This window comes from Halobacillus sp. A5, from assembly GCF_024189315.1.
In the GTDB taxonomy this organism is placed as follows: domain Bacteria; phylum Bacillota; class Bacilli; order Bacillales; family Halobacillaceae; genus Halobacillus_A.
In genome coordinates, this window is the sequence record NZ_JAIZEO010000002.1 from 353670 (window position 1) to 372505 (window position 18836).

The window sequence follows — 18836 nt, forward strand, 5'->3', positions numbered from 1 at the left end:
TAATTTGAAGAAGCTACTTAAAGGTCCTGTTTCATTGCTTTGGATGGGTCTGCTCACTATTGGTCTGGCTGCTGGTTGTTCATCTGATGATGACTCTTCAGGAGATAACGGCGGCGGTGACGGATCAGGCGAAGGTGGTGTGTCAGGAGAGCTTGAACTTCAATACTTTGTTGGTGGATACGGGGACTCCTGGTGGAAAGAAGTCATTGAGGATTTTGAAGAAGAGTATCCTGATGTATCCGTCGTCGAGCATGCAGGTCCAAATATTAATGAAGAAATGAGATCGCGCTGGGTGTCTGGAGATCCACCTGATGTAGTGTACATCGACGGTGCTGGGTCGAGTGAAACGCAGATGGTAGAAGATGGTCAGTTGATGAACCTCTCTGATTTGGTCGAAGATATTGAGGTTGAAGGTGAGCCGCTTCTTGACAGCTTTATTGTAGAACCGGCAACGTATGATGATGAGATTTACTCTCTGCCGCTCGTATTTGATACATGGGGAACCTGGTACAATGAAGCATTGTTTGAAGATGAAGGCTATGAGGTGCCTGCAGACTTTGACGGCTTTATGGATACCATGGGCGAAGTTCAGGAGGGTGAAGATATTTCTCCATTCGTTACAACTGGACAGCATCCATATTACTTCTTACGCGGTGTGCTTTACCCTGCTTTTGGTGCATCAGGCGGTGACGAGCTGCTGAATGATGTGATTACAGGTGCTGAAGGAGCATGGACGAGTGATCCTGTTGTTGAAGTAATGGAAAAAGTACAGGAAATGCAGGAAGCAGGATATATTGACGATGGCTTCGGTGCTTTAAACCATACGCAATCACAAATGGATTTTTTAATGGGAGATAATGCCTTTATTCCTGTTGGGTTCTGGCTGCCAAATGAAATGGCAAATGATATCCCTGAGGATTTTGAATTTGGGTTTGTTCCTTCTCCTATGAACGATTCGGGAGAGCCGTATTCAATTGTGCCGGACCTGCGTCCGCTTGCAATCGCTGAAGAAGCTGAGAATCCAGAGGCAGCCGAGGCTTTTGTAGAGTTTGTATTTAAGAAGGAGTTTGCACGTTCTTTCTCAGAACATACGGGCGCCATTATGAACTTAAACGGTGTAGATTTGTCTGAGAACGAAGAAGTGCCGGATTATTTAATTGAAGCAAACGATATGATCAATGATGAAGAGCAAGTACAAATTAACAATAAGCCACACCCGATGAGCTCCGATTTAGAAGAGCCTATTGGCAACTCATTAGTCTCGCTGATGTTGGGTAACATCACAGCAGAAGAGTTCACGGAAGAGGCAGAGCAAGCTGCGGCAGAATATCGTGAGAGCAATGAATAGTTAATGATGCTGACGATATGGAATATAAGGCGCAGCCTTATATTCCATATCCTTATTTTTTAGTTGAGGTTTGTTTTTCTACTTTTATTTAGAAAGGGTGAGTGGGTGGTACAGTCTAAGAAGCAAAAATATACATTCCTGGCCTTTTGTCTTATACCGACGTTCATTATGTTCTCGATTTTCACCCTTTATCCACTATTCAGCGGATTGTACTTTTCTTTTTTTGAGTGGTCAGGTGCAACACAGGAGAAGACATTTATAGGCTTTGATAATTACATAAAACTGTTCAACGATTCTATTATTCCCCGCACGATCTACCATGATTATTTTCTGGTGGCTACAAAGGTTGTGGGCATTATGGTGCTGGCTTTATTTTTTGCCGTGGCACTAACTCAGTTAAAAATTAAAGAGGCGCCTTTCTATCGAATCGTTTTCTTCTTCCCTAATATTATGTCTGTTGTAGTTATCGGTATCCTTTGGGCATTCATCTACAACCCGAGCATGGGGCTTGTGAACTCTGGGTTGGAAGCGATTGGACTTGAAAGCTGGACGCGGGCATGGCTCGGTAATGAGGATTGGGCACTGGCAAGTCTGGTCCTGCCTTCTGTATGGGCAGGGATCGGGCTGTTTATGCTGATGCTCATGGGAGGTATAGCTAACGTTTCGAAAAGCTACTATGAAGCTGCGGAAATTGACGGGGCCAACGAATGGCAGCAGTTTTGGAAAGTCACATTACCGCTTGTATGGCCGCAGATAAAAATTTCCATCTTATATATTGTCATTACGACGTTAAATGGTTCTTTTATTATCGTCCAGGTAATGACTGGCGGGGGGCCGAATAACTCCACGCATGTGATGGGCTCGTATTTATACCAGCAGGCTTTTCAACAGTATGACTTTGGTTATGGAGCAACCATAGGGGTAATGATCCTCATTATCTCATTAATTACGGTGCTTATTTTACAATTCTTGATGCGGCGGGAACGAGTAGAGTATTAAGCTGGCGTTGGAATCTTTAAGGGGGTAAGAAACATGCGGCAGAAAAAAAGCGTGGGTCAATTGTTAGGAAGAGCCGGAATTAGAATCCCGCTCATTTTGTGGTCAATCGCTGTTTTATACCCGATTTTCTGGATGTTTATCGGGTCTTTTAAATCAAATGGAGAAATCTATGCGAATCCGTGGGGAATGCCTGATCAGTTTAATTTTGAAAATTTCTCAAGTGCCTGGACTGATTTTAACATTGATACGAGTGTATTTAATAGTTTAATTGTGACCGTACTGGGCGCTGTTCTTACATTAGTTTTAGCGATACCTACTGCTTATGCGATTGAACGCTTAAGGTTTAGAGGCAGTCACATTTTATTTACGCTGTACATATCCGCTATGATGATTCCGATGGTGCTGGGCTGGATTCCTTTGTTTTTCCTATTACAACAGTTTAATTTATTAGATAATATTTATGGGTTAGCAATGGTTTATGCCGTCAGTCAGCTGCCTTTTACTATTTTCGTGCTGACCAGTTTTATGAGCACGATACCGAAGTCACTTGAAGAGTCGGCTTCAATGGATGGGTTGTCGCCATATGGTATTCTGCTGAAAATAATCACCCCGCTTTCGATGTCCGGCATTATAACTGTGACAATTATGAATGCGATTCAGTTTTGGAATGAATACTTTATGGCATTAATTTTCCTTCAATCAGAAGGGAATTACACCCTTGCTCTTGCGATTGATTATATTAGCAATGAAGCGGAGTATACGAATGCATGGGGGACGCTATTTGCCAGTTTGGCAATCGCCATTATTCCTGTGATTATTCTCTATGCCATATTCCAGCAGCGGATAGCTAAAGGAATGACTGAAGGAGCCATAAAGGGCTGAATACTGATATTAATAAAAGCTGTGGCTGTAACGCACAGCTTTATTTTTTTGTCTTATTTTGTCTTATAAAGCGCTGTCATACATAATCCGACAAAAAGTTACATAATTTTCGGAACTTTTTGTAAGAAATTAATTGTAATCGGTTCCGTAACATTTTATGCTTAATAATAAGCACAGATTAAGGAGGCGGTGGCGTGTTAAACGAAACATTAGTTGAACACGATCTCTATTTATTTCATCAAGGAAATTTACGCTACAGCTATCAACTCCTCGGAGCTCATCCTCATGAAGAGAATGGCGAGGAAGGTTACCGTTTTGCGGTATGGGCACCGAATGCTGAGCAAGTAAGCCTCGTCGGTGATTTTAACAATTGGGATGGGTCGAACCATAGACTGAAAAAATTAAACGAGAATGGAATTTGGTATGGATTTATACCAGAGATCACCGAAGGAACAGTGTATAAGTACGAAATTTTAACACCACATGGGCATTTGAGGCTGAAAGCCGATCCCTATGGCTTTTCCAGTGAGCTGCGCCCAAATACAGCCTCAGTCACTTATCCTCTCCATCAATATTCATGGAATGACGATCAATGGATGAACAGACGAGAGAAATTAAATATCTATGAATCTCCAATTTCAATTTATGAACTGCATTTAGGCTCCTGGAAGAATATTGAAACCGAAGTTTACTACAATTACAGAGAATACGCAGACATGGTCATTCCGTATGTAAAAAAACTCGGCTACTCTCATATCGAGCTACTGCCGATTACAGAACATCCTTTTGACCGCTCCTGGGGCTATCAGACGACGGGATACTTTGCGGCGACTTCCCGCTATGGCTCGCCCGACGATTTCCGGTATTTTGTTGATCAATGCCATCAAAACGGAATAGGCGTTATTCTGGACTGGGTGCCTGCTCACTTTTGTAAGGATGAGCATGGTCTGCGAAGGTTCGATGGCGAGCCACTGTACGAGTATCAAGATCCAGTTAAAGCAGAGAAGCCGCAGTGGGGAACGCTTACCTTCGATTTTGGAAGAAATGAAGTCCAAAGCTTTCTAATCTCAAATGCTATCTATTGGTTGAAAGAATTTCATTTGGATGGACTTCGAGTAGATGCTGTTGCAAGCATGCTTTATCTGGACTTTGGCAAGGAAGACGGCCAGTGGGAACTCAACGAATACGGCGGAAGAGAAAACTTAGAGGCCGTAGCTTTTATAAAAAAATTGAATGAAGCCATTTTTGAAGAGGTTCCAGACATCCTGATGATGGCTGAGGAATCTACTTCATGGCCACAGGTAAGTGCCCCAACTTACTTAGGCGGCCTTGGCTTTAACTATAAATGGAACATGGGCTGGATGAATGACATGTTAAAGTACATCGAAATGGATCCTATTCATCGAAAGCATCATCATCACTTAATTACATTTTCATTTTTCTACGCGTTTTCTGAGAACTTTATTTTACCGATTTCACATGATGAAGTGGTTCATGGAAAAAAATCTCTACTCAATAAAATGCCGGGTGATTATTGGCAGAAGTTCGCTAATCTCAGAGCCTTTCTCGCTTACATGTATGCACACCCAGGTAAAAAACTGCTTATGATGGGGACAGAATATGGTCAGTTCGATGAATGGAAAGATCTCGAAGACTTAGACTGGGAGCTGCTCGATTACGAATCACATTCCTCTACATTAGAGTACGTGAAACAGCTTCACCAACTGTACAACGACATGCCGGCTCTATGGGAATTAGACCATGATGAAGAAGGGTTTTTCTGGATAGACCCTAACAATTATGAGCAAAGCATTGTTTCTTTTGCAAGGAGCAGCCGCAATGCATCCGACCAACTCATTATTGTTTGTAATTTTACTCCAGAGGTTTATCACGGATACAAAGTAGGGGTGCCGAAAGAAGGCTGCTATAAAGAAATCTTTAACAGCGATGCCACCCACTTTGGAGGATCAGGTCAGACCAATGGACTAGCCTTACAAACGGGAAATGAGCCGTGGCAAGGCCAGCCTCATCATGTCTCGATGACCATCCCGCCGTTAGCCGTAAGCTTTCTAAAAAGAACTTCTTCACCAAAGGAGGAAAACGAATGAAAACTAAAGAATGCGTAGCCATGCTTCTGGCAGGGGGGCAGGGCACAAGACTGAAATCATTAACTAAGAAGATAGCAAAGCCTGCCGTTTATTTTGGTGGAAAGTATCGAATTATCGATTTTCCTTTAAGTAATTGCTCGAATTCTGGTATCGATACCGTGGGCGTATTGACACAATATGAGCCACTTATATTGAATAACTATATCGGCATAGGTTCCTCCTGGGATCTTGACCGAAATTATGGCGGGGTGTCCGTTCTGCCTCCGTATATGCAGTCTGAAGGTGGAGGCTGGTATACCGGAACGGCGAATGCGATCTATCGAAATATTGAGTTTCTGGATCGATACGAACCTGAACACGTGTTGATCTTATCAGGGGACCATATTTATAAAATGGATTATAGCAGCATGCTTGAAGAGCATATTGAGCAGGACGCTGATTCAACGATCTCTGTTATTCCAGTGTCGTGGGATGAAGCAAGCCGCTTTGGCATTATGAATACAGATGACGATGGAAGAATTATAGAGTTTGATGAAAAGCCGGATTTCCCTTTAAGTAATCTTGCTTCCATGGGCGTTTATATTTTTAAATGGGAAGTATTAAAAAGGTATTTGTTAGAAGATGAAGAAAAAGACAACTCCTCCCACGACTTCGGAAAAGACATTATTCCAACTATGCTTCAGGATGGAAAGCACCTGCACGCATATAAATTTGAAGGTTACTGGAAAGATGTCGGTACAGTCGACAGTTTATGGGAAGCGAACATGGATCTATTAAAAGAAGATCCTGAGCTGAACTTAAGCGATAATAAATGGAGGATTTACTCAAAGAACCCTAATCAGCCTGCACAATATATTGCGCCTTGCGCTACTGTAAGAAATGCGTTGATTAATGAAGGGTGCCGCATTTACGGAAGCATTGATACATCCGTTATTTTCTATGGTGTCCATGTAGAAGATAGTGCTGTTATAAAAGATTCGGTCATTATGCCCAACGTTAAGATCGGTAAAAACGTTAAGATCCACCGGGCCATCATTGCAGAAGGAAGCAATATTGAAGACAACTCCGTAATAGGAGACCCAAACCCTGACAGCCAAATTACGTTAGTGGCTGAAGAGGGCAGCGTCATGGCATCAAGCTATGCAACAATTATTAAGTAAGGGGTGACGAGATGGACCGAATTGCAGGAATTATTAACCTGGATCATGAACAAGACTTAATGGATGAACTAACCTATTTTAGATGTGGAGCGGCTGTTCCGTTTGCAGGACGCTACCGTATGATTGATTTTACTATATCGAATATGACCAATTCCCGAATTGAAGCCATTGCCGTATTCGCACGGCGCAAATATCGTTCACTTATGGATCATCTGGAACAAGGGAAGGCATGGGACTTAGACAGAAAGCGTGGCGGGTTATTTATTCTACCTCCAGACTGGAATGACCCTACCGATTTATCAAGAGGCGATTTACAGCATTTTCATAATAATATTGACTTTATTAAACGAACATTGGCGGATTATATTGTTGTATCCGGTTCACAGAGCATCTGCAATATTGATTATCGCGATGTTCTTGATGCTCATAAACAATCGGGAGCCGATGTCACTGTCGTTTATACAAAAGTCCGTGATCTCCAGCCTGAGCATAACCTTGCTCATAAGCTGACGATCGATGACAGCGGCCGGGTGGCTGCCATTCATAATGATCAGCAAAGCTCGAATGTGTATATGGATACGTATATTATTGAAAAAGACTACCTTTATTATTTAATTGAACAGTGTATTGCACACGGGTGTGCGCACTTCTTCCTCGATGGAATTAAAGGAAGGCTGCCGGAAATAAATATACAAGCCTATGAATATAAAGGCTCATATTCCTTAATTAACTCTGTGGAAAGCTATTATAGAAACAGCAAGAAGCTGTTAAACCGCTCGTCCCATGATGAGTTATTTAAAGAAGACTCGCCGGTTTATACAAAAATAAAAAATGAAGCACCATCCAAATATGCCCGGTCATCAAATGTTACAAATACACTCGTGGCTAATGGGTGCATTGTAAACGGGCATGTAGAAGAAAGCATCCTTTTTAGAGGGGTGAAGGTTGGAAAGGGAGCGGTTATTAAAAATTCCATCATTATGCAGAGGTGTGAAATCGAAGAAAACGCAGTGCTTGAAAACGTTATTCTCGATAAAGACTGTACGATCTCATCAGGGCGCACACTTATAGGTGCTCCCGAGAAGCCTTTTGTCGTTGCGAAAAGTAAAACGATGTAAACAACATAAAAGAGGCTGTCTGAATGTACGTTTCTGACAGTCTTTTTTGTTTAAAGAAAGAGGCTGCCGGCCCCTGAGGAAGACCATGACAGGGTTCCAAGATTTAAAGATTTATCAAGTCCTCCACATCAAGCGGGTTGATTACCTCGCTGATTTATTACAAGGGATTAATGTGATAACCCATTAATATGGATTATCTTTACTTTCACTTATTTTTAAGGCAAGCATTTAACATTGCTTAATGAAAAGAAGGAGATGAGTAAGTGTGAATGTGTTAATGATTGGTTCAGAGTGTACACCCTTTATTAAGACAGGCGGGCTGGCAGACGTATTAGGGTCACTGCCCCATGCATTGAAGGAGGACGGGCACGAGGTACGTGTCGTACTTCCAAAGTATGAAACGATGAGTGACGATTGGAAAATTAAGCTGGAAACTATTCAAACATTTAATGTGGAGATTGGCTGGCGTAATAAATATGCCGGAGTGCAATATATTGAACATAACGGAATACCTGTATACTTTATTGATAATGAATATTACTTTAAGCGTTCAAACCTATACGGGTATGACGACGAAGCGGAACGTTTTGTCTTCTTTAATAAAGCCATTATGGAAATGATCCGCAAAATGGATTGGAAGCCTGATGTGCTGCATTGTCATGATTGGCAGGCTGGATTAGTTCCAGTGCTTCTTCATACTCATTATGGAAGCGATCCAAAGTTCCAGGATATGAAGACCGTGTTCACTATTCATAACTTAAAGTATCAAGGAATTTATCCAGATTCGGTTTTATATGATTTACTTGGCTTTGACGGGAATATGATGACTACAGGAGGGTTAGAATTTTTCGGGAATATCAATTTCATGAAAGGTGCCCTTAATTTCGCTGACCATATTACCACGGTCAGTAAAACTTATGCAAAAGAGATTCAAACTCCTTATTATGGGGAAAACCTAGATGGAGTACTTAGGGAAAGATCAGAGAAATTGTCGGGTATTGTAAACGGTATCGACAATCAAGCATTTAACCCAATGAAGGATGAAAGCCTTGCATTTCCTTTTCGAACATCGCTTTTAAAGAAAGCGCAGAACAAAATGTGGCTTCAGGAGAAATTGGGACTTCCGGTAAGTAAGGAGGTACCAATGATTGGAATCGTTTCCCGCCTTGTCGAACAGAAAGGTTTTGATCTGGTAGGGAGAGTTTTGGAAGAATTACTAGAACAAGAGGATGTTCAAATCGTTGTCTTAGGAACAGGGGAAGCGGAGTATGAACATATGCTCCAATGGGCACAATCCAAGTATCCGGATAAGATGTCCGCGAATATCATGTTTAGTGAAGATTTATCTCGTCAGATCTATGGAGCCAGTGATTTATTTTTGATGCCTTCTCGCTTTGAACCTTGTGGTATTGGTCAACTTATCGCCCTTCGCTACCTGTCTGCCCCGATTGTACGGGAGACTGGAGGTCTGGCTGATACCGTGCAGTCTTTTGAAGAAAGAACAGGAGAAGGCAACGGCTTTACATTTACTAACTACAATGCCCACGATATGTTGTTCACAATTCGCCGTGCCATATCCTTATATCAGGATTCAGACGCGTGGAAGCAGCTTGTTAAGAATATGGCCAAAAGTCAGTATCCGTGGAAGTATTCAGCTAACCGTTACAGTGAATTGTATGAAGCAGCATTAGAGTAGGCGCGAATGGGAGGACACCCTATGTTCAGCAATAAAGAGGAATTCAAGCAGGCTTTTTCTGAGAAAATGCAAACTGATTTGGGGAAAAAAGTAGATTCGGCCACAGAGGCTGATGCTTACCGGGCCCTTGGTTCTTTGGTCAAGGATGAGATGAACAGAAATTGGCTGAAAACGGCAAGACATTATGAGGAAAGCAAGGAAAAGCAAGTGTACTACTTTTCTATGGAATTCTTAATTGGACGTTTGCTTGGTAATAATCTATTAAACATGCAATTGCTTTCCCTCGTAAGAGAAGGGATGAAAGAGCTTGGCTTTTCTTTAGGGGAGCTTGAAGAGATCGAGAATGACGCAGGTTTAGGTAATGGAGGTCTGGGCCGGCTGGCAGCTTGTTTCTTAGATTCACTGGCTTCCTTAGGATACGCTGGACATGGGTACGGCATTCGATACAAATACGGCATGTTCGACCAAAGAATTATCGACGGCTACCAGGTGGAACTGCCCGACCGCTGGTTAACACAAGAGTACGTTTGGGAGGTTCGCCGGCCGGATGAAGGGGTGGAAGTACGCTTTGGCGGAGAGGTGGATATGGTAAGAACGTCTGATGGAAGCCTTAAATGCCGTCATAATAACTACGAGCAGGTACGGGCGATTCCGTATGATGTTCCGGTTGTCGGATACGGGAATGACACAGTTAATACTCTTCGACTTTGGTCCGCAGAGGCAACTGATCATGACACTTTAGTAAAAGCCTCTAAAGATGAAGATTTCAACAATTTTCTTGAGCATAAACGTTCTTTAGAAGAGATTTCAGAATTCCTTTATCCTGATGATTCTCATGAGGATGGTAGAAGACTTCGTTTAAAACAAGAGTATTTTCTAGTGTCTGCCGGGGTTCAAAGTGCCCTCCGTAATTTTGAAAGATTAAACCTGCCTTTATCATCTTTTCGGGACCATGCCGCCTTACACATCAATGATACCCATCCTGCCCTCGTTATCCCCGAATTAATGCGCGTGCTTATGGATGAGAAAGGTTTGGGTTGGGAAGAAGCATGGGAAATCACTCAGTCTTCTGTTTCCTATACGAACCATACGACACTTAGTGAAGCTTTAGAAACATGGCCGGTAGGGCTTGTACGAACTCTGCTGCCCCGTATTTATATGATTATTGATGAGATTAATGAACGGTTCTGTCAGTCCCTCTGGGAGAAGCACCCTGGAGATTTTGATCGAATTGCCAGCCTCGCCATAGTAGCTGACGGGTATGTGAAAATGGCTCACTTATCTATTGTTGGGAGTCATAGTATCAATGGTGTGGCAAAGCTTCATACAGACATCTTAAAGAAAAGAGAAATGAAAATCTTTTATGACACGTTTCCTGAACGTTTTAATAATAAAACCAATGGTATTACCCATAGGCGATGGCTGCTGCATGCGAACGAGCCTTTATCTAACTTAATTACAGAAGCGATCGGTGATACATGGATAGAAGAGCCGGATCGCTTAGAGGATCTTATGCAATATAAGAGTGACCGTGCGTTTCTTAAGGAGATCAATGGAATTAAGCAGAAGAAGAAGAATGAGTTAGCTGATTTTATTAGAGGGTATACAGGAGTACAAATAGACCCTGATTCGATTTTTGACGTACAGATCAAACGTCTCCACGGCTATAAACGGCAGTTGTTGAATGCTTTGCATATTATGCACTTATATAATCAATTAAAAACGGACCGCCGTTATAAAATGACACCTCGAACGTTCATATTTGGAGCAAAAGCAGCACCCAGCTATCATTTTGCTAAAAAAGTTATTAAACTCATTCATACGGTCGCTGAGGTTGTGAACAACGATCCTGTTGTGAATGAGCATATTAAGGTCGTCTTCCTGCCTAATTACTCTGTATCGCTGGCAGAAAAGATTATTCCTGCGGCCAACATCAGTGAGCAGATTTCTACTGCAGGCAAAGAGGCTTCAGGCACAGGTAATATGAAGTTTATGATGAATGGGGCACTCACCCTGGGCACGATGGATGGAGCAAATGTTGAGATCCATGAGCTGGTAGGTGACGATTATATTTATACATTTGGTTTAAGTGCGGATGAAGTGCTTGAGTATTACAGGAATGGCCACTATTCTTCGCGCGGGGTATATGAGCAGGATGACAGGGTTAGACATACACTGGATCAGCTTGTTCACTACAGCCCATTTTCCAAAGGTGAAACTGAATTTCAGGATATTTACGATAATCTAATAACCTTTAACGATGAATACTTTGTCTTAAAGGATTTTGCAAGCTACATTGATACGCAGGCTAGAATCGGTAAAGATTACAAGGATGTACAGCTGTGGAATAAGAAGAGTTTGATTAATATTGCACGTTCCGGTAAATTTTCAAGCGATCGGACGATACAGGAATATGCCTCCGATATTTGGAAGATTCAGCCTACCGGAATACTGAAATAAGACGTAGAGGGAGGACTTCTTGTGAGACAACTGGATATGAATCATAACAGTTTCGAAACAAAGTATAGAGAACCTTTTGGAGCAGTTCCAAGAGGTTCTAACGTTACACTAACAATCGATGTTCACAGCCGGATAAATGTGTCACGCGTTGTTCTTCATTACATCTTAGACAAATCGGATCAAGAGCACACGAAGATTATGGACCTTTATAGTGAGGAACACCAGTACAATTCGTTTGAATGTGTGGTGGAAATGCCTGAAGAACCACAGTTGGTCTGGTATTATTTCGAGGTCATCACAACAGAAGCCACATACTTTTACGGTCGTGTAAACATTGAAGAGAGCGGAGATGGAGTTGTTTACGAACAAGTCCCGCCATCCTGGCAGATAACTGTTTATGATGCAAGCTTTGATACACCAAGCTGGTGGAAACATGCTACGATGTATCAAATCTTTCCTGACCGCTTTTACCGGGAAGGTGAACCGGACCTAAAGAAGGCTCCAAAGACAAGCTTAATGCACACTCATTGGGAAAATGATCCCTATTACATTAGAGACGAAGACGGCGGTGTGGTTCGCTGGGATTTCTTTGGAGGGAATTTAGAAGGAATTGAAAAAAAGCTCGATTATATTCAGTCACTGGGCGTTACAGTAATCTACTTAAATCCGATCTTCGAAGCAGAGAGCAACCACCGCTATGACACCGGCGATTACCACAGTATAGATCCACTCTTAGGTACAAAAGATGACTTCGAGCAATTAATCAAGAAAGCGAAAGAGCGTGGAATGGAAATTATGCTTGATGGTGTCTTCAGTCATACCGGCAGCAACAGTATATACTTCAATCAGCGGGACGAATATGACTCAGTCGGAGCCTATCAATCTAAGGATTCTCCTTATTATTCATGGTATAAGTTTCATAATCATCCAGATGAATATGAAGCCTGGTGGGGAGTAGGAACTCTGCCGACGTTAAATAAGGAAGAGGAGAGCTATCAGCATTTCTTAATACACGATGAAAACAGCGTGATTAAAACCTGGCAGCAGTCTGGATTAAATCATTGGCGGTTAGATGTTGCCGACGAATTAACAGATGATCTTATCAGGCAGATTTATCAGCAGTTAAAGAAAGAAGACAAAGATAGTGTCCTGATCGGGGAAGTCTGGGAAGATGCGTCGAATAAATCGGCATACGGACAAAGAAGAGATTATTTTTTAGGTGGAGTTCTTGATTCCGTTATGAATTATCCCCTTAGAGAGCTTATGCTTCATTTTATGAAGGGAGAGGTTGATGCTTACTACGTAAAGCGCAGGTTGTTAACTTTAAGTGAGCATTACCCTAAGCCTTACTTCTATGCATTAATGAATATGCTGTCGAGTCATGATGTGGAAAGAATAAAAACAATGCTGGACGGATTCCTTCCGGAAGAGATCAATGAAGACCAAAGAGACGGGATCGTGCAGGCTCAAGTAAAAGCGCTTAGTCTCTGGCTTTATGCCTTTCCCGGCGTTCCTTCTTTGTATTATGGAGATGAGGCAGGTCTTACTGGAGGCGGAGATCCTGATAATCGCAAGCCTTACCCGTGGGGGAGAGAAGAAGAAGAGCTTATGACATGGTACAAGAACATTGGGTTGTGGCGTAAAGAGCACCAGGCGCTCCGAACAGGTAATTGGGTACCGCACGCATTGCATGAGGATGTATTTGCTTTTGAACGCTGGACAGATAACGGTGTTGATTCTTTTGGTGAAGAAGCGAATGATGAACACATCATTTTTCTCATGAACCGGAATATTGATGAAGAAATAGAAATTAATATATCCGCCCGCAAAGGGAAATGGCAGCATCTGGACAATAAGCGAAGGATTTTTCAAACGAAAAATGATCAGCTTACGTTAAAGCTCCAGCCTTCTGAATGTTTTCTGCTTCGTCACATGCATTAAGAAAATGGGCGTAAATAAAAAGTCAGCTCAATGTATAAGGAGCTGACTTTTCTGTGTTTTATTATCTAAAGTCTCTGTTGGCCTCATTTACACGGCAGACAGCTGTATACAATACAGTTGCGCTTAATGAAACTAAAGTGATCAGCCAAAAGAAATTCTTCATAAGAAGATCTCCTCTCTGCATTTAAGTTAATTTAACTTTTCCTTTCTTAAGAACCAGCTTTGGTCCGCCCACTAAATATAAATAGCGGTCATCAATGATATTCTTCATCGCTTTTGCTTTTATACCGTAAAGCTTCTTGTCGTCAAGAATGGTACCCATGGCATCGCTGCCTCCCAGGGAAGCCACTGTTCCTTTATAATCAAATGCGAAATCCTGCAGCTCTTCATTTCTCAACAAGGCTTTCACGTTTGAAGCACAAGTTTCAGCTTCTTGAATGGCACTTTGAGCATTTGCCGGATAAGGGCGGTCGTTTTCCTTATCCATCACCCAGGAACAGTCTCCGATTATAAAAATATGATCATGGCCAGGTACTCGCAGGTCATGGTCCACGTTAACTTTTCCTTTCACTAGTTCAAAGCCGGAGTCTTTCACTACTGGACTGGCTTGTACACCTCCGGTCCATACGACTGTGCCGGCCTTAATTACTTCATGATCGTCCCCAATGATAAAGCCTTCCTCCGTACACTCCTGGATTTTAGCTCCGATTCTAAACTCGATGCCTCGCTCTTCAAGGGATTTTTGAGCGTACTCCACTAAGTCATCTTCAAATCCAGGTAAAATGGCTGGGGCTGCTTCTACGTTAATAATCCGTACTTTTTCACGTTCAATATTATATTCTATGCACAATTCAGGAACACGTTTAGCAAGCTCACCGACAAATTCGATACCAGTAAAGCCTGCTCCCCCAACAAGAATAGTAAGGGCATCTTCACTTTTTTCCGCCCCGCTGCTGTAACGGGCAAATTGGAATTCAATGTGATCCCGAATATGACGGCTGCTGTTAATGTTCTCAATTTTAAGTGCGTGTTCTTTTATACCGGGAATGCCAAAGGTCGCTGTTTCAAAACCTAAAGCAATAACGAGGTAATCGTAGCTGAGCTCACCATTTTCCAGTAACACTCGTTTTTCGTCTTTATTTATTTTCACAACAGAATCAAAATGCAGCTGAACCCGCTTTGTATTGATAACATCACTAATCATGACTCTCGAACTGTTTGGCGTAGCAGTACCTGCTGCCACTTCGTGAAGCCACGTGGTTAAATAATGATAATTATGTTTATTTACCAACGTGATGTCTGCCTCATCAGGTCTAAGCTGCTGAGAGAGTCTTTTTGTTGTCATCATTCCTGCATAGCCTGCACCCAGGACTAAAATCTTTGGTTTGTTCGCATTCATTTGACATCCACCTTTCCTAAGAATTGCAATCCATGACACGAGACGATGGTTTCGTGTTTGAATTTGATATACTCTCCTATTATAACAATGACTGATAGTAATGTTGTAATCATAACCATTAGGAAGAATAAAAGGTTTGCTTTATGACAAGCTATTCTCTACTCTCATAGGGAACATTCTTGAAAAATAATGTCATATCAAGGAAAATATAAATAACGCACAGGTGGAGGAGGGACAATGTGAAGCTTGGCTTACAACAGAAGCAGACCACTCAGTTGAATATGACTAAAGAGCTTCGTCAAGCTATATCTCTACTGCAATATTCTCAACAGGAAATCATCGAATTTATAAATGAACAGGTGATGGAAAATCCTCTTTTGGAGATGGATACAAGCAGGAAATCTCCTTCAGCGCACGATTATACAGTTGACCAATTTCCAGAAGCAGTTAAGGGCTGGCGTCAATCTCTAATCGAACAAGCAGGTGTGTTACCATTAACCCCCTCTGACCGAAGTTGTCTTAAAGGGTTTATTGAAAGGTTGGATGATCAAGGATTTCTCCCTTACAACGATGAAGACCTTGCTGAATTATTTCAACTGCAGGAGCGAAAAGTAAAAGTATTGCGTAAGTATTTAATTGAACTTGAACCTCGCGGCACCGGCGCCTATGACTTTAAAGATTTTCTGCTCCTGCAGATTAAGGAAGATGACCACAAATCAAGGGTGACGAAGCTGCTTATCGAACGTTATCTCCCTGAAGTCGCAGCCGGTCACATCGAAGAGTTGGCAGAGAAGCTGTCATTAAACATAAAAGATGTCCAATCATCCATTGATTATTTAAAGGAGTTGCAGCCACGTCCTTTGCTGGCACAGCTTGATCCTAATTCGTACATTGTGCCCGACTTCTTACTGGAATATGACAGCGGAAGCTTTAAAGTTACATTAAACCAGCTGGATGAACCAAGCGTATATATTACTCCATACAATCAAAAAGTAGATAAAGAAGGGGAAGAGTTTCTAAAGAAATGTTATCAGAGAGCTTCCTGGCTCCTGCGCAGTATTGATAATCGTAAACAGACGATGCTGCAGGTGGCTCGAGCGGTTCTAGATAAGCAGACAACCTATCTAGAAGCAGAAGAGAAGGGGCCTTTTGCTCCATTAACTTTAAAGCAGATTGCAGAAGAAACTGGTATGCACGAATCTACGGTAAGCCGCACGCTTACTGATAAATTTGTGAAAAGCCCAAAAGGCATTTTCCGCTTGGATCAATTTTTTACATCAAGTCTTGAAGGGAACGGAGGAACTTTAGTTTCGTCTCAATATGTCAAAGAATTAATTGAAAAGCTCATAGAGGAGGAAGATAAACGAAAACCAGATTCAGATCAAAGTATTGCGAATGAGCTTCAACAAAAGTATCATATTGCAGTGTCCCGCCGCACGGTGACAAAATACAGAGTAGGGTTAAATATCCCTTCCTCTTTTAAAAGAAAATTAACGTAAAGCCCTTCGAAAAGGCAGAAAAGGAGTATCATCATGAAATCATATCCACAAGAACAAATTCAAGCTTACAAAGAAAAGCACAAACATACGGGGCGTCTCCTCATTAAATGTCCAGATCAGCCGGGTATAGTTTCAGCGGTTACCCGATTCCTGCATGAGAATGAGGCAAATATTATTGAATCCAATCAATATACAACCGATCCCCAGGACGGAAAGTTTTTTATGAGAATTGAATTTGAATCGCCTAAACTACCTGCAGCAGAAGAAGATGTTAAGAAAAACTTTGCAGTCATCGCCCAGTCATTTGAAATGGAATGGTCGCTTAAAGGGGCCTATAACGTAAAGAAAACGGCTGTCTTTGCATCTAAAGAGCTTCATTGTTTACGTGAATTGCTTTTAGAGTGGCAAAGTGGAGATCTGCTGGCTGATATTAAGATGGTTGTAAGTAACCATGAAGATTGTAAGGAGCTGGTCGAGTCATTCGGGCTTCCATTTTTCCATATTCCCTCTAATAAAAATATCCGTAAGCAGGTCGAGGAAAAGCAGCTTTCACTGCTTAAAGAATATGAGATAGATTTAATTGTTCTTGCACGCTATATGCAAATTCTTACGCCGGATTTTGTCGCCGCTTTTCCTTGTCAGATTATCAACATTCATCATTCTTTTCTTCCGGCGTTTATTGGAGCTAATCCTCATCAGAGAGCCTACGACCGCGGAGTAAAGCTCATTGGAGCTACCTCCCATTACGTAACTAACGATTTGGATGAAGGGCCGATTATAGAACAGGATATTGTCAGGGTTGATCACAGGGACAGTGTAGAAGACCTTAAGAAAATGGGGCGGTCTGTGGAACGTACTGTATTGGCACGTGGGGTGAAATGGGATCTGGAAGATCGTTTGATAGTTCACGAGAATAAAACGATTGTATTTTAAACAACAGCTATGCTCCATTTACTATGAACAACTGATTTTGCAGCCATTTAATATTTGTCCAGCGGCCGGAAAGTCTGCAATAAAACACTCCCGCCGCATTTGGTTGGAAAAAGGGATGGTGTGAAACGAACCGCCTATTATTCTCATTCAATCCGTGTATATAAAGAAAACGGAGCTTTAAGAGAGTGAGACAATTACTTGTATTTCTTACGTTCGATAGAACCAGACGCCATAGTTACTGAATAAATGCGAGGTGGTAGTTTGACAAGTAAAACTCCTTTTTTTATGGTTCTCCTTTCAGCCTCACTGTGGGGAACTACAGGGACCGCACAAACCTTCCTGCAGAACAGCCACCCCATATCGGTAGGCGCTATGCGATTAGCAGTAGGCGGGGTGTTTTTGTTTGCGGTGGCTGTTTCCCTGAGAAAGTTTTCCTTTAAAGGATTACCAAAAAAATATGTAGCATGTGCAGCTGTTTGTATGGCCTGCTATCAGCCGTTTTTCTTTTCTGCGGTAAGTATGACAGGGGTGGCTGTAGGTACTGTTGTAGGTATTGGAAGCGCGCCTATTATGGCAGGAGCTATAGACTGGCTGATTATGAAAAGAAATAAATCCTGGAAATGGTGGAGCGCTACAAGTCTTTCTATTCTTGGGTGCCTGCTGTTGTTTGTAAATAGTGAAGATGTTGTTATTCACCCGCTCGGAATACTATTTGCCTTAGGTGCAGGACTGTCATTTGCGGGCTACACGTTATTAAGTGAAAAGCTGGTTAAAAATGAATCGCCGGTTTCCGTATCGGCGGTTGTTTTTTTAATAAGTGCAGTGTTACTCGCTCCTTTTCTATTTTTATTTGACAGCAGCTGGTTACTTAACCTAAATGGGGTATTGGTAAGCCTCCACCTGGGTGTTCTGGCAACAGGGGCCGCGTATCTCCTGTTCTCAAAAGGGTTAGTTCAGCTTCAAGGTTCAACAGCGGTTTCTCTTTCGCTCGCAGAACCGTTAACTGCAGCTATTCTGGGAGTATTTGTAGTTGGTGAAATGTTTTCGTTATTATCATGGGCTGGAATAGCGTTGATTTTTAGTGGGTTAACTATTCTATCTGTCCCTCATAAAAAAACTTATCCAAAAGCTGCTTAAATCATTTCCCGGGAAATATCGACAAGAAAACCTACCCCGAGACCTTAAATGGTCAGGGGTAGGTTTTTATATGTAAAAGGGGGAGCCTGGCCCTAGACACCGCGAGCAAATGCACCGATCCCTTCAAAGCTGTTACATGCCCGTCAATTGACACTA

The 18836-nt window shown here is 42.0% G+C and carries 13 protein-coding genes; 12 read left to right on the forward strand and 1 reads right to left on the reverse strand.

What is annotated here, in order from left to right; genetic code table 11:
* Positions 1-4: 4 nt before the first annotated feature.
* From LF822_RS09965 to LF822_RS10005, 9 genes are all read left to right on the forward strand, one after another.
* Entirely contained in the window at positions 5-1348 is a 1344-nt protein-coding gene (locus LF822_RS09965; protein WP_371925877.1) for an ABC transporter substrate-binding protein, read from the forward strand.
* 105 nt (positions 1349-1453) lie between these two features.
* Complete coding sequence (locus LF822_RS09970; protein ID WP_253923879.1) at positions 1454-2347, forward strand: carbohydrate ABC transporter permease; 894 nt, start codon at positions 1454-1456, stop codon at positions 2345-2347.
* 33 nt (positions 2348-2380) lie between these two features.
* Positions 2381-3229: a carbohydrate ABC transporter permease gene (locus LF822_RS09975; protein WP_253923880.1), complete on the forward strand. Its 849-nt coding sequence runs from the start codon at positions 2381-2383 to the stop codon at positions 3227-3229.
* 194 nt (positions 3230-3423) lie between these two features.
* The gene (gene glgB, locus LF822_RS09980; protein WP_253923881.1) at positions 3424-5337 is read left to right on the forward strand and encodes a 1,4-alpha-glucan branching protein GlgB; all 1914 of its coding nucleotides are present in this window, start codon (positions 3424-3426) and stop codon (positions 5335-5337) included.
* Complete coding sequence (locus LF822_RS09985) at positions 5334-6497, forward strand: glucose-1-phosphate adenylyltransferase (RefSeq protein ID WP_253923882.1); 1164 nt, start codon at positions 5334-5336, stop codon at positions 6495-6497. The genes glgB and LF822_RS09985 overlap by 4 nt, the downstream gene beginning before the upstream one ends.
* A gap of 11 nt (positions 6498-6508) precedes the next feature.
* Positions 6509-7615 carry a glucose-1-phosphate adenylyltransferase subunit GlgD gene (gene glgD, locus LF822_RS09990; RefSeq protein WP_253923883.1) on the forward strand — a complete coding sequence of 369 codons (1107 nt, stop codon included), beginning with the start codon at positions 6509-6511 and terminating at the stop codon, positions 7613-7615.
* 265 nt (positions 7616-7880) lie between these two features.
* Entirely contained in the window at positions 7881-9311 is a 1431-nt protein-coding gene (glgA, locus tag LF822_RS09995; protein ID WP_253923884.1) for a glycogen synthase GlgA, read from the forward strand.
* A 21-nt stretch (positions 9312-9332) separates the two neighbouring features.
* Entirely contained in the window at positions 9333-11771 is a 2439-nt protein-coding gene (locus tag LF822_RS10000) for a glycogen/starch/alpha-glucan phosphorylase (RefSeq protein WP_253923885.1), read from the forward strand.
* 21 nt (positions 11772-11792) lie between these two features.
* On the forward strand, positions 11793-13712 hold the full coding sequence (locus LF822_RS10005) for a glycoside hydrolase family 13 protein (protein WP_253923886.1): 1920 nt from the start codon (positions 11793-11795) through the stop codon (positions 13710-13712).
* 184 nt (positions 13713-13896) lie between these two features.
* Here LF822_RS10005 and LF822_RS10010 read toward each other — a convergent pair whose 3' ends face one another.
* Positions 13897-15111, reverse strand: coding sequence for an NAD(P)/FAD-dependent oxidoreductase (locus LF822_RS10010; protein ID WP_253923887.1), 1215 nt, complete (start codon positions 15109-15111; stop codon positions 13897-13899).
* A 239-nt stretch (positions 15112-15350) separates the two neighbouring features.
* Between LF822_RS10010 and rpoN the strand changes: the two genes are divergently transcribed.
* The 3 genes from rpoN to LF822_RS10025 all read left to right on the forward strand — a co-directional run bounded on the left by rpoN (position 15351) and on the right by LF822_RS10025 (position 18680).
* Positions 15351-16610, forward strand: a complete 1260-nt coding sequence (gene rpoN, locus LF822_RS10015) for an RNA polymerase factor sigma-54 (protein ID WP_253923888.1) — start codon at positions 15351-15353, stop codon at positions 16608-16610.
* A gap of 33 nt (positions 16611-16643) precedes the next feature.
* On the forward strand, positions 16644-17543 hold the full coding sequence (gene purU, locus LF822_RS10020) for a formyltetrahydrofolate deformylase (RefSeq protein ID WP_253923889.1): 900 nt from the start codon (positions 16644-16646) through the stop codon (positions 17541-17543).
* Positions 17544-17804: 261 nt separating this feature from the next.
* Positions 17805-18680 carry an EamA family transporter gene (locus LF822_RS10025; protein WP_253923890.1) on the forward strand — a complete coding sequence of 292 codons (876 nt, stop codon included), beginning with the start codon at positions 17805-17807 and terminating at the stop codon, positions 18678-18680.
* Positions 18681-18836 lie beyond the last annotated feature (156 nt).